Origin of the sequence: Citreicella sp. C3M06, from assembly GCF_018860705.1 — a bacterium.
Classification (GTDB): Bacteria; Pseudomonadota; Alphaproteobacteria; order Rhodobacterales; family Rhodobacteraceae; genus Salipiger.
Map to the genome: position 1 here is coordinate 345 of NZ_JAHKQA010000031.1, position 12,747 is coordinate 13,091.

Here is a 12,747-nt window from a genome sequence, read left to right on the forward strand (position 1 = left end):
ACCGCGGGATCAAACACCTAAGCAATGACTGACGTGGTCGACCCGCAGACACGCTCTCGTATCATGGCGAGTACCGGGCAGAAGGATACCACCCCTGAGATCGCGGTTCGCAGAGCACTACACTCAAGAGGGTTCCGTTACCGACTGCACGTACGCGGGCTCAGGGGGCGCCGTCTTTCCCAAGTACCGCGCAGTCGTCTTTGTACACGGCTGCTTCTGGCATCGGCATGCCGAATGCCGCTACGCAACCAACCCCAAGACGCACACCGGATTCTGGGAGGTGAAGTTCGCCGCGAACGTTGCGCGGGACAGCGCCGTTCGGACCGCGCTGCTCGAAGCAGGCTGGCGCGTCGCTACGATCTGGGAGTGTACCCTTCGAAAGCCGGAACAGATCGCGGCAGCGGCCGACCGGCTTTCAACATGGTTGCTCTCCGAAACTGAGACGCTCAAGCTCGGCGGGCGGTGACGTCCCAGGTCGTGGTGTAGCTTTCGGTGGCCATCGGGTTTCTCGGTAGGGTCGGGTTGCTGACACCGACCTGAACCGAGGGATAGACCCGATGACAAAACCCATGATGGACCTGCGTGCGCTGGTAGAGAAGAGCGCCGATGCCGACCTGCTTCGCGAGATGATCGGTTTTGCTGCCGAGCGGCTTATGGAGCTGGAGGTTGGCGCCAAGACCGGTGCTGACTATGGCGAGAAGAGCAGCGAGCGCCTGGCGCAGCGCAACGGCTACCGCGATCGGGACTGGCAGACCCGTGCGGGCAGCGTCGAGCTGCGCATCCCGCGCCTGCGCACCGGCTCCTATTTCCCCTCGTTTCTCGAGCCGCGGCGCTCGGTTGAGAAGGCGCTGACCGCCGTGATCCAGGAAGCCTATGTCCATGGCGTTTCGACGCGGTCGATGGACGACCTAGTGCAGGCCATGGGCGGCACTGGGGTATCGAAGAGCCAGGTGAGCCGCCTGTGCGAAGAGATCGACGAGCGTGTCGACGCCTTCCTGACGCGGCCGATCGAGGGCGAATGGCCCTACCTCTGGATTGATGCCACCTATCTCAAGGTGCGTCAGGGCGAGCGGATCGTATCCGTGGCGGTCACGCTCGCGGTGGGCGTCAACACCGACGGCAGGCGCGAGGTACTGGGCATGGCGATCGGCGCCTCCGAGGCCGAACCTTTCTGGACCGAGTTCCTGCGTGACCTCGTCCGGCGCGGCCTCGGCGGCGTGAAGCTGGTGATCAGCGATGCGCATGAGGGCATCAAAGCCGCCACCGCCCGGGTCCTGTCCACGACCTGGCAGCGCTGCCGGGTCCACTTCCAGCGCAATCCGCTCGCCCATGCCGGCAAGAACAGCCGCCGGGTGGTCTCGGCCTTCATCGCCACGGCCTTTGCCCAACCCGACCACGCGGCGGCAAAGGCCCAGTGGCGTCTCGTGGCGGACCAGATGCGCGGCAAGCTCCCCAAACTGGCCACGCTCATGGACACGGCCGAGGAGGACGTCCTGGCCTATATGACCTTCCCGGCCCAGCATCGCACCAAGCTGCACAGCACCAATCCGATCGAGCGGCTGAACGGCGAGATCAAGCGACGCACGGACGTCGTCGGTATCTTTCCGAACGAGGCATCGATCCGGCGCCTCGTCGGTGCGATCCTCATGGAGCAGACCGAGGAATGGACGGTCCAACGCGCCAGATACATGACGCTGGAAACGCTCGCGCCCGTCTGCGATGATCTCAATGTCAGCCTGCCTGCAGCGCAGAGCGACTGACCAACTCGGCCCGCGCGAAAGCCTGAGGCCTGCGGTGAGCTACACCATCTCTCGGGACATCATCCGGCGAGCGCGAAATCTCGCCACCTACGTGAGAAGGCGAAGATGTCAGGTCGTCCAGCTGATTGGTGCAGCCTGCATGGTATGAAGTGCCCGTTGAATGTTCGATCTGAGTGTCTTCTTGCGCATGCCACTGGCGTCGAAGTGTTTAGTCAGGGACTCCGCAAAGGCATTTTATTTTAGTGACTTGCAACCAATTCACCAAATCGGCGCAGTCACTAGGTTCGGAGAAAATTGGCCCGGAGAGACTGCTTTCGGGCCTCCGGGCACAGAGGCCAGTGTTCAGCCCCTCCCGCAAACCCCATTGAAAACACGAGAAAATCCCATGCGCTTTCGGGACAGAGGAGCTTTTCTCAGGGACTATTTGGCGGAGGCTCAGGGATTCGAACCCTGGGGACGCTCTCACGCCCAACGGTTTTCAAGACCGCCGCATTCGACCACTCTGCCAAACCTCCGGTCTGACGGCCAATACCCCCGTTCACGCGATTCTGAAAGCACCCCCGTGCGGAAACTCTGCCGATCACGCAAAGCGGTCTTTTCATGCGGCAATCCAGCCGCTACTCTGCGGCGCAGCGCCGAAACCTCCGGGCATATTCTGTGATCTGCTGACCTCGATCAGGGCGGATCGGGCTCGCGGGCGGATCGGAATCGCAAGCGGGCCAGCAGGTCCAGGCAGAAAACAGGGCATGAAGACCCGCAAGACAGGCAAGGGACGAAGCATGGGCAAGGTGATTTCCTCTCGGCGGGCCAGATCGCGCCGGCTGGTCTTTGTGATCGCGGGGCTGACGACTCTCGCCGCCTGCGACGACATGAAGATGCCCGGTTTCATGCAGCAAAAACCCAGCACCGTGGCCGCGGAGGAGACCGCAGCGCGCGCCGGGACCACCGCCGAACGCGATATCGAAGCACCTGAGATCTTTCATGCCACCGAGGCCGGGCTCTGGGATGGGCGCCCGTCGCTGGGCGGTGTCTGGGTGGCGCATCCCGACGTCAAGGACCCCGAGCGGGTCATCATCCGCAACCAGACCAACGGCCAGTTCGTCATTGGCGCGCTGTTTCGCCGCGAGCGTCAATCGCCCGGCCCGCGCCTTCAGGTGTCTTCGGATGCCGCCGCCGCGCTTGAAATGCTGGCCGGTGCGCCGACCAACCTCGACGTGATCGCGCTGCGCCGCGAACTGGTCGAAGTCGCCCCCGCGCCTGCGGAAAAAACCGCCACGGTGCCCGAGGCGACAGAGGTCACCGAAACGACGCTTGACCCGGTGGCCGGTGCCGCCTCTGCCGCGATCGACGCGGCGCCTGCGGCGGCCCCCGCTCCGGCGCCAGAGGCTGCCAAACCCGCGCCCAAGCCCGCCTCGACGCTGGACAAGCCCTTCCTTCAGATCGGCATCTTCAGTATTGAACAGAACGCCGACAACACCGCCACCGCCATGCGCCAGCAGGGCATGGTGCCGACGGTGCGCAAGCAGGAAAGCTCGGGCAAGACCTTCTGGCGGGTGATCGTGGGCCCGGCCCAATCCGCATCGGAACGCGATGCCCTGCTCAAGAAAATCAAGGCCGCCGGCTTCACCGACGCCTACGCCGTCAGCAACTGACCAGACCGGGCGGCCCTAGCCCGGCAGACGAGGACGACATCAGATGACCCTTTCGCGCCCGTTTCGCAGGCTGTTCGCCGCCTCTGCCCTTGCGCTTGTTGCCGCGCAGGCCAGCGCTTTTGATACCTCGGCCCGCGCCGCCTTCGTGCTCGATTACACCACCGGCACGGTGCTGATGGCCAAGAACGCCGACGAGTCGCTGCCGCCGGCATCAATGTCGAAACTGATGACGCTGTACATGGCGTTCGAGGCGATCCGCGACGGGCGGCTGTCGCTTGATGAGACCCTGCCGGTCAGCCAGCACGCCATGTCCTATGGCGGCTCGACGATGTTTCTCAACACGCAAGACCGGCCCCGCGTCGAGGATCTGCTGCGCGGCATCATCGTGCTGTCGGGCAATGATGCCTGCGCCGTGATCGCCGAGGCGCTCAGCCCCGATGGCACCGAGGCCGGTTTTGCCGATCTGATGACCCGCCGCGCCCAGCAGCTTGGCATGACCGGATCGCAATTTGCCAATGCCAGCGGCTGGCCAGACCCCAACCAGCGTATGTCGATGCGCGATCTGACGCTGCTGGCGAGCCATATCATCGAGGATTTCCCGCAGTTCTACCCGATCTTCTCGGAAAAGACCTTTGCCTTTGACGGGCGCGCGCCATCGAACATTCACAACCGCAACCCGCTGCTCAAGCTCGATATCGGGGCCGACGGGCTCAAGACCGGGCACACCTCCGAGGCGGGCTATGGCCTTGTCGGATCGGCCAAGCAGGACGGGCGCCGGGTTGTGTTTGCCATCACCGGGCTCGAGAGCGAGCGCGGCCGCGCCGAGCAAAGCGAATCCATCGTCAACTGGGCCTTCCGCCAGTTCGCCGAACGCACATTGCTGAAGAAAGACACCGAACTGACCCGCGCCGATGTCTGGCTCGGCGCGCAGGACAGCGTCGCGCTGGTCGCAAAAGAAGACGTGACGTTGCTGGTGCCGGTCACCCCCGGCACGCGGCTTGACGCCGAGGTGGTCTACACCGGCCCGCTCCGGGCACCGATTTCCGCCGGGCAGCAACTGGCAGAACTGATCATCCGCCCCGAAGGCCTGCCCGAACACCGGGTGCCGCTGTTTGCGGCGCATGAGGTCAACAGCGGCGGTTTCGGCAAGCGCATGATGACCGTCAGCCAGGTGCTGCTGGGCCGCATTCAGGAAACCGGTCCCGAAACCGGAGAGGCAATGTGACGACGCGCCCCGGGCTGTTCGTCAGCTTCGAAGGCATAGACGGCTCTGGCAAGTCCACCCAGGCACGGCGTCTGGCCGATCATCTGCGCACCGAGGGGCGCGAGGTGGTCCTGACGCGCGAGCCGGGCGGCTCTGCCGGGGCCGAGGAAATCCGCGCGCTGGTGCTTCAGGGCGAGCCGGATCGCTGGTCGGCAGAGACCGAGCTGTTGCTGTTCACCGCCGCCCGCCGCGATCATCTCGAACGCACCATCCGCCCGGCGCTGGCCCGCGGCGCCATCGTGATCTGCGATCGGTTCGCCGACAGCACGCGAATGTATCAGGGCCTGTCACGGGGCGATCTGCGCGCTGCGGTCGACACGCTGCACGCGCTGATGATCGGCGTCGAGCCGGACCTGACGCTGCTGATCGACATGGACCCGGCCGCCGCGCTCACCCGCGCCAAGGCCCGCGCCACCGCCGAGGAACGCTTCGAGGATTTCGGCCTGCCGCTTCAGGAACGGATGCGCGCGGGCTTTCTTGCGCTGGCGCGTGATTTTCCCGACCGCATCACCGTGATCGACGGCAACCGCGCCCCCGATGCGGTGGCCAAAGACATCGCGGATACCCTGAAAGCCCATACATGAGCGATCCCGATCTTCCCCAGCCAGATCAGGTCGACGGCGCTCCGCATCCGCGCGAAACCGCACGGCTCTTCGGGCAGGATAACGCCGAGGCCACCTTTCTAAAGGCCTACAGCGCCGGCCGGCTGCATCACGGCTGGCTGCTCACCGGCGCCAAGGGGCTTGGCAAGGCGACTCTGGCATGGCGCATCGCGCGCTTCCTGCTGGCAACGCCGCCCGATGCCGGCGACGGGCTGTTCGGTGCACCTCCGCCCCCCACAACGCTCGACATTTCCCCGGATCACCCGGTCGCGCGCCGGATGCTGGCGCTGTCCGAACCCGGCCTGTTCCTGCTGCGCCGCGGCTGGGACGACAAGGCCAAACGCCTGCGCACCCAGCTTACCATCGAAGAGGTGCGCAAGCTCAAAGGCTTCTTCAGCCTGTCCGCCGCAGATGGCGGGCGCCGCGTGGTCATTGTCGATGCAATGGACGAGCTGAACACCAACGCCGCCAATGCCATTCTGAAACTGCTCGAAGAACCGCCCGCCAATACCACGCTGCTGATGGTCGCCCACCAGCCCTCGCGCCTGCTGCCCACGATCCGCTCGCGCTGCCGCGAGCTGCGCCTCGCCCCGCTCGACGCCGAAGACATGGCCCGCGCCATCGGTCAGGCCGGGGCCGAGCTGCGCAGCGATGACGCACAAGCGCTGGCCGCGCTGTCCTCGGGCTCGGTCGGGGCGGCGATACGGCTGCTGAACCACGACGGCCTGCGCCTTTACGCCGATCTGGTGGCCCTGCTGGGAACCGCCCCGCGCCTCGACCGCCCGCGCGCCATCGCGCTTGGCGAAAGCACCGCCGGCAAGGGCAAGGAAGCACGGCTCGATCTTGCGCTCTCCCTGACCGACACGCTGATGGCCCGGCTGGTCCGCACTGGCGTCACCGGCCAGCCGCCCGCGCCCGAAGCCGCCCCGCACGAGGCCGACATCCTCACCCGCCTCGCGCCGAACCCGCATAGCGCACGCCGTTGGGCTGATCTGGCCCAACACGCCGGGGACCGCGCCCGCCACGCCCGCGCCGTCAACGTCGACCCCGCCGCGCTGGTCCTTGATCTCGTACTGCAACTGGCCCGCGCCGCCTGATCCGATCGCCGCGCCCAGCCTTCTTGCCGCGCCCAGCCTTCTTGCCGCGCCCAGCCTTCTTCTGGCCTCAAATATCCCGGGGGGAGCGCATCGCGCGGGGGGCAGCGCCCCCCTCTTCGCTCTCCTGCCTCGGCAACTCCCTGAGCCAAAGCGCCGTCTGCCGCAGATCCGCCTCAAACCCCGCCTCCGCCGCGCCGCGCTGCGCGTCGGGCAAGCGCAGCAAATAAGACGGATGCCATGTCAGCAGCACCGGGGTGCCATCCTCCAGCCGCTCAACGCTGCCCCGCCGCACCCCAAGCCGCGCCCGGCTGCCGGTCAGGCTCTCCGCCGCGGTGCCCCCCATGGCAAGGATCAGCGCCGGGCGCAGCCGCTCGCGTTCCAGATCCAGCCACCAGCGACATTGCTGGATTTCGCCAGCGTTCGGCGCCTGATGCAAGCGCCGCCGCCCGCGCGGGGTGAACTTGAAATGCTTCACTGCGTTTGTCACGTAGGCTTGCTCGCGCCGCAATCCCACCCGCGCTGCCACCGCGTCGAACAATTGGCCAGCCGAGCCGACAAAGGGGCGCCCCTGCAAGTCCTCCTGATCGCCCGGTTGCTCGCCGACGATCATCAGCCGCGCATCGGGCGGCCCTTCGCCGGGCACTGCCTGCGTCGCGCCATCCCACAACGGGCACCGTCGGCAACCGTGCAGTGCCTCGACAAAGCCATCGCGCCCCGCCGGTACCGCCGCCGCCCGCGCAAGGATGCGCTCTGCCCGCAGCGGGGGCAGCGTGGGCGCAGCCCGCGCCATCTCTTCGGCGCGGGCCTGCGCCCCGGCGATCAACTCGGGGATCAGCGCCGCCTCTGGCAGGTTGCGCCAGTATTTCTGCGGCATCTCTGCCTGCATCGCCTCTACCTTCAGCCGCGCCGGATTGAAGATGTTGCGGAAATAGGTGCGCCAGAGCTCCTCGGCCTCGTCCTCGCCGATCTCGGGGCGCCCCACCGCAGGCGCAAACCGCAGCGTCCCGGCCTCGAAATGCGCCGACAGGTCGGGGGTGAAAATCGACCAGTCCATATCACCGAACCGGCTGGCAAAGAACGGCGCGGCCAGTTCAAGGATCGGGTGCGTTGGCTCGAACCATGCGGCAAAGCGGCGGCGATTGGCCCCCGGCGCATCGATCTCGCGAAAGCGCACAAAGGCGGTCATCTTGTGCCGGTCGCGGCTGACGTCCTTGGCCATCTTGCGCAGCCGGTCAACGCGGGCATCGCCGCGATCCTCCAGAAGATGTCGCTCACCCCGAAGCGCCCAGAGCAGCGCATAAAGCCGCGCGAAGCGCTCAGGATCGCGGTGCCAGACCACCAGCCGGGCAAGCTCGACAAAGCCCTTTGATACGCTCACCGGCGCCCCCTCTGGCGTTGGCAGCGGCTCGGAGAACAGATCCGCCTCGGCCTCGCCGCGCGACCAGAGCACCGCTTCGGGCGGCACGCCCGCCCCCAGCAACGCCCGCGCCTCGTTGCGCCACGCATCGAAGGTGCCGATCTCGGGCAGGCAGACCCGGCGCATCAGATCAGCTGCAACTGTTCGGGCGGCGGGGCAAAGCGCGCCCGCAGATCCTGCGCATCAAGGCCGCGCGGGTGCCAGTCCAGCGCCGTCAGGAAAGGCCGTGCCTGTTTCAGGCCCACCCCCATGCGCCGCAGATCCTCGTAGCGTAGCGTCCGATGGCGGCGGGTCGCCAGAATGCGCTGGGTGCTCTTGGTGCCGACCCCGGGAATGCGCAGCAGCAGCTCGCGCTCAGCCCGGTTCACATCCACCGGAAAGCGGTGCCGGTTGGCCAGCGCCCATGCCAGCTTCGGGTCGATCTCCAGATCGAGGTTACCGTCCGGCGCGGCCTCGGTGATCTCGGCCAGATCGAAGCCATAAAACCGCAGCAGCCAATCCGCCTGATACAGCCGATGCTCGCGCATCAGTGGCGGGCGGACCAGCGGCAATGCCGCGCTGCTGTCGGGGATCGGCGAGAAAGCCGAATAATACACCCGCCGCAGCTCGTACCCCGAATAAAGCCGGGTCGAGGTCTTGAGAATCTGTGCATCATTCGCCCCATCTGCCCCGACGATCATCTGCGTCGATTGCCCGGCAGGGGCAAAGCGCGGCGGGCGCTTGCCGGTAAAGCTGGCGTCCTTGCGCTCTTCGCGCTTGAGCCGCACGTCGGCCATCGCCTTGCGGATCTGCGCCGGTTTCTTCTCCGGCGCGTAGCGGGTGACGGATGCATCGGTCGGCAGTTCGACATTGATCGACAGGCGGTCGGCATAAAGCCCCGCCTGTTCGATCAGCATCGGGTCGGCGTCCGGGATGGTCTTGAGATGAATGTAGCCGCGAAAGTGATGCTCGCATCGCAAGCTGCGCGCGATGCGCACCATATCGGCCATGGTCTCATCCGGGCTGCGGATGATGCCCGAGGACAGGAACAGCCCTTCGATATAATTGCGCCGGTAGAATTCCAGCGTCAGATGCACCACCTCTTCGGGGCTGAACCGCGCCCGCTGCACGTTCGAGCTGACGCGATTCACACAGTACGCACAGTCATAAATGCAGAAATTGGTCATCAGGATCTTGAGCAGGCTGATGCATCGCCCGTCCGGCGTGTAGGCGTGGCAAATGCCAGAGCCGGTGGTCGAGCCAAGCCCCTTGCCATCCCGCGAATTGCGTTTCTGCCCGCCGCTGGACGCGCAGGAGGCATCGTATTTTGCCGCATCCGATAGAATCGCGAGCTTTTCATCAAGGGTCAAACCAGCCATGTTGTTCATGATATGTTCTCATAAGGGCACCGGCAAGCCCCGCTCCCCTTTTCTTGAACGGCTCGGCGGGGTAGGACAGGGCATGAGCCGCTTCCTGATCCTGCAACTGCGCCCCGAGCCCGAGGCCAGTGACAATGAATTCGCCGCCTTTCTGTCGAAGGCCGGGCTGGATTCCGGCGACGTTCACCGCATTCGGCTGGATTGCGAAGACCTGCCTGCCGGGCTTGACCCGCGCGATTATGCCGGGGTGATCGTGGGCGGCGGGCCGGGCTGCGTGTCGGACGCCCCGCAGGAAAAATCGCCGATGGAAGCGCGGATCGAGGCCGCCTGCCTGTCGCTGATGCCAGCCATCACGGCGCAGGATGTGCCCTTTCTTGGCTGCTGCTATGGCATCGGCATTCTGGGCGCGCATCTTGGCGCCCGCGTCGCCAAGGGCCGCTATGGCGAGCCGGTCGGCGCGGTGCGCTGCACCCTCACGCCAGATGGCGCCAGCGATCCGCTGCTGGCCGGGCTGCCGGAACGCTTTGATGCCTTTGTCGGCCACAAGGAAGCGCTGGAAGAGCTGGTGCCGGGATTGGTCCAGCTGGTCAGCGGCACCGCCTGCCCCTTCCAGATGGTGCGCTACGGCGCCAATGTCTACGCGACACAGTTCCACCCCGAGGCCGACGCGCAGGGCTTTGAAACCCGGATCCGCATCTACCGAAACAAGGGCTATTTCCCGCCCGAGGATGCCGAGCGTCTGGTAGGCGAATGCCGCTCTGCCGATGTGGTCTGGCCGGAGCGTATCCTGAAAAATTTCGTGCAGCGCTTCGGCAAGGCCTAGAATTTCAGCAAAAATCCCCGCGCGCCTTTACGGCACCAAGGGCCAGATCAGCGGAACGATCAGCGCCGTCAGCACACCGACCGACACATTCAGCGGCACGCCCACCCGCAGGAAGTCGGAAAACCGATAGCCTCCGGGCCCATAAACCAGCGTGTTGGTCTGGTAGCCGATGGGCGTTGCGAAGCTGCAAGAGGCAGCCACCATCACCGCCACCACCAGCGGGCGCGGATCGATGCCCAGCTCCTGCGCGAGGCTGATGGCGATCGGCGTGACCACCACCGCAACGGCATTGTTGCTCACCGTTTCGGTCAGCACCGAGGTCAGCAGGAACACCGCCCAGATCAGCAGCGGCCCCGGCAGGGTTTGCATGAAAGGCGCCACCGCGCCGACGATCAGCTCGACCGCGCCAGAGCTTTGCAGCGCCGCGCCGATGGCGAGCATGGCAAAGATCAGCGCCAGAAGCTGGCCTTCGACAAAGGAAAACGCCTCATCCGCATCGATGCAGCGCGCCAGAAGCACCACCGCCACCGCGATCACCGAGAGCGCCAGAATCGGCGCCACCCCAAGCGCGGCAAGGATCACGATCCCGGCCATGGCTCCGATGGCGATCGGTGCATGGCCACGGCGGAACGCCCGCGCCGAGGGGTGCGACACGTCGACCAGTTCCATCTCTTCGGCGAGCCGCTTGATGTCTTCGGGGGCGCCTTCCAGCAGCAATGTGTCCCCGACCCGCACCACCAGATCGTCAAGCTTGCGCCCGATGTTCTGGTTCCGCCGGTGCACCGCCAGCGGGTAGACACCATAGCGACGCCGCAGCCGCAGCGCCCCAAGCGAGCGTCCAACCATCTTGCAGCCCGGGGTGATCAGCACCTCGACCGTGGTCGTCTCCTTGGCTGAGATCTGATTGACCCGCTTCAGCGACTTGTTGCGTTGCAGGCTGAGCAATTCGGTCATCTGGGTGCGCAGAACCACCCGATCGCCAACCTCAAGCGTTACCTGCTGCAAGTCGCGGCGCAGCGATTGATCGCCCCGCACCACATCGACCAGCCGCACCCCGTCGCGCTTGAACAGCTGCACCCCCAGCACCTCGCGCCCCACAAGGTTGCTTTCCGGCGGGATCACCGCCTCGGTAAAAAATTTCATCCGCGAGCGATCCGACAGCATGCCCGCCATCGACACCCGCTCGGGCAGCAGGAACCGCCCGGCAACCGCCAGATACAGCATCCCCCAGGCCGCAAGGATCACCGCCAGCGGCGTCACCTCGAAAATCCCGAACGGGGCCAGCCCGGCGCTGCGCGCAACCCCATCCACCAGCAGGTTGGTCGAGGTGCCGATCAGCGTCGTCGTACCACCAAGGATCGCCGCATAGCTAAGCGGAATCAGCAGCTTGGATGGCTGCACCCCGAGCACATGCGAAATCTGCACGAAGATCGGCAACATCATCACCACAACGGGTGTATTGTTCATGAAGGCCGAGGCGAGGATCACCACCAGCATGATCAAAGCCACCGCCCGTCGCGGCCGCTGCGCCACCTGCGTCTGGGCATAGCTGGCAAAGGCATCCAGCGCCCCGGTGCGCACCATCGCGCCCATCACGATGAACATCGCGGTGATCGTCCACGGCGCCGGGTTCGACAACACCGACAGCGCCGCGTCATAGGGCAGAACCCCAAGCGCCAGCAGCACCGCAACGCCACCGACAGCCACCACCTCTGTCGGATATATCTCGCGCACGAAAAGGATGAACATCGCCACGACAGTAGCAATCGCTACCCAAGCCTGTGTCGTCTGACCGAGGTCCATGAACTGCATGTCGGTTTGGTCCGTCCCTGTTCAACCCGCCGCATACTGACGACCTCGCGGCCCCGGCGCAAGCTCGCCGCGCGCCCGGCTCAGCGGGCTTCGGGACCGCTTTGTTCGAGCCTGCCGCCCTGACGGACCATCTTGACGCAGGTTGCCTTGCCGGTCCGGTCATCCGTCTCGATGTAAAGTCCGCTCAGCGTTGCCTCGCCAAGCGCGGGCTGAAAACGCCCCTTGGCCATGCCGGTGATGAAACGGCGCATCGGCTCGGCCTTGTCCATGCCGATAACGCTGTCGTAATCGCCGCACATGCCCGCATCCGACAAAAAGCCGGTGCCGCCCGGCAGCACCTGCGCATCCCCGGTCGGCACATGGGTATGCGTGCCCACCACCATGCTCGCCCGCCCGTCGCAGAAATGGCCCATCGCCATTTTCTCCGAGGTTGCCTCGCAATGCACATCCACAAGGATCGCCTGCGCCTGCCCGCCCAGCGGATGACGCCGCAACACCTCGTCCATCGCCGAGAACGGATCGTCGAAGGGCCGCTTCATGAACACCTGCCCTAGCACCTGTGTCACAAGCACCTTGCGCCCGCGCCGGTCGCTGAACAGCCCGGCGCCGCGCCCCGGCGCCTGCTTGGCAAAATTCAGCGGGCGGATCACCCGCGGCTCGCTTTCGATAAAGCTCAGCATGTCCTTCTGATCGAAGGCATGATCGCCCAGCGTCACCACGTCGGCCCCAGCGTTCAGGATGCCGCGGGCATGCTCGCCCGTCAGCCCCATTCCGTTCGAGGCATTTTCGCCGTTCACCACGACGAAATCCAGCTTCCACTCGTCGCGCAGCCGCGGCAGATTTCCCGCGATGGCGTCGCGCCCGGCGCGCCCCATCACGTCTCCAAGAAACAGTAATCTCATGGGGCTCTGCCTTAGTCGGGCGCGGCGCGAAAGCAAAGAGCCATCTTTGCCGCAGCCCGT

General features: G+C 65.7%; 10 protein-coding genes, 1 tRNA gene and 1 pseudogene. 7 read left to right on the forward strand and 5 right to left on the reverse strand.

Features of this window, described 5'->3' with window-relative positions; translation table 11 throughout:
• The first annotated feature begins 24 nt into the window (after positions 1–24).
• Positions 25–466 (forward strand): annotated as a pseudogene (locus KO516_RS05950) (very short patch repair endonuclease).
• A gap of 91 nt (positions 467–557) precedes the next feature.
• On the forward strand, positions 558–1,760 hold the full coding sequence (locus KO516_RS05955) for an IS256-like element ISPebe1 family transposase (RefSeq protein ID WP_216002882.1): 1,203 nt from the start codon (positions 558–560) through the stop codon (positions 1,758–1,760).
• Between the two features lie 425 nt (positions 1,761–2,185).
• Here the strand turns inward: KO516_RS05955 and KO516_RS05960 are convergent.
• Positions 2,186–2,275: transfer RNA gene (locus KO516_RS05960), tRNA-Ser, on the reverse strand.
• Between the two features lie 231 nt (positions 2,276–2,506).
• Between KO516_RS05960 and KO516_RS05965 the strand changes: the two genes are divergently transcribed.
• Genes KO516_RS05965 through KO516_RS05980 form a run of 4 tightly spaced genes read left to right on the forward strand, consistent with a single transcriptional unit; the run spans position 2,507 to position 6,375 of the window.
• A complete protein-coding gene (locus KO516_RS05965; RefSeq protein ID WP_252737440.1) occupies positions 2,507–3,412 on the forward strand; it encodes an SPOR domain-containing protein in 906 nt (301 codons plus the stop codon).
• A 43-nt stretch (positions 3,413–3,455) separates the two neighbouring features.
• Positions 3,456–4,637, forward strand: coding sequence for a D-alanyl-D-alanine carboxypeptidase family protein (locus tag KO516_RS05970; protein WP_216002883.1), 1,182 nt, complete (start codon positions 3,456–3,458; stop codon positions 4,635–4,637).
• On the forward strand, positions 4,634–5,260 hold the full coding sequence (gene tmk, locus KO516_RS05975) for a dTMP kinase (RefSeq protein WP_216002884.1): 627 nt from the start codon (positions 4,634–4,636) through the stop codon (positions 5,258–5,260). The genes KO516_RS05970 and tmk overlap by 4 nt, the downstream gene beginning before the upstream one ends.
• Entirely contained in the window at positions 5,257–6,375 is a 1,119-nt protein-coding gene (locus KO516_RS05980) for a DNA polymerase III subunit delta' (RefSeq protein ID WP_216002885.1), read from the forward strand. Before tmk ends, KO516_RS05980 begins: the two co-directional genes overlap by 4 nt.
• 67 nt (positions 6,376–6,442) lie before the next feature.
• Here KO516_RS05980 and KO516_RS05985 read toward each other — a convergent pair whose 3' ends face one another.
• Positions 6,443–7,918 carry a UdgX family uracil-DNA binding protein gene (locus tag KO516_RS05985; RefSeq protein WP_216002886.1) on the reverse strand — a complete coding sequence of 492 codons (1,476 nt, stop codon included), beginning with the start codon at positions 7,916–7,918 and terminating at the stop codon, positions 6,443–6,445.
• Positions 7,918–9,150 carry a putative DNA modification/repair radical SAM protein gene (locus tag KO516_RS05990; RefSeq protein WP_216002954.1) on the reverse strand — a complete coding sequence of 411 codons (1,233 nt, stop codon included), beginning with the start codon at positions 9,148–9,150 and terminating at the stop codon, positions 7,918–7,920. Before KO516_RS05990 ends, KO516_RS05985 begins: the two co-directional genes overlap by 1 nt.
• 82 nt (positions 9,151–9,232) lie before the next feature.
• Here KO516_RS05990 and KO516_RS05995 point away from each other — a divergent pair, with 82 nt between their 5' ends.
• On the forward strand, positions 9,233–9,973 hold the full coding sequence (locus tag KO516_RS05995; RefSeq protein WP_216002887.1) for a glutamine amidotransferase: 741 nt from the start codon (positions 9,233–9,235) through the stop codon (positions 9,971–9,973).
• A 27-nt stretch (positions 9,974–10,000) separates the two neighbouring features.
• Here KO516_RS05995 and KO516_RS06000 read toward each other — a convergent pair whose 3' ends face one another.
• Together KO516_RS06000 and KO516_RS06005 are read right to left on the reverse strand one after the other, a co-directional pair.
• Complete coding sequence (locus tag KO516_RS06000) at positions 10,001–11,785, reverse strand: SLC13 family permease (protein ID WP_216002888.1); 1,785 nt, start codon at positions 11,783–11,785, stop codon at positions 10,001–10,003.
• An 80-nt stretch (positions 11,786–11,865) separates the two neighbouring features.
• Complete coding sequence (locus tag KO516_RS06005; protein WP_216002889.1) at positions 11,866–12,687, reverse strand: TIGR00282 family metallophosphoesterase; 822 nt, start codon at positions 12,685–12,687, stop codon at positions 11,866–11,868.
• Between the last annotated feature and the right edge of the window lie 60 nt (positions 12,688–12,747).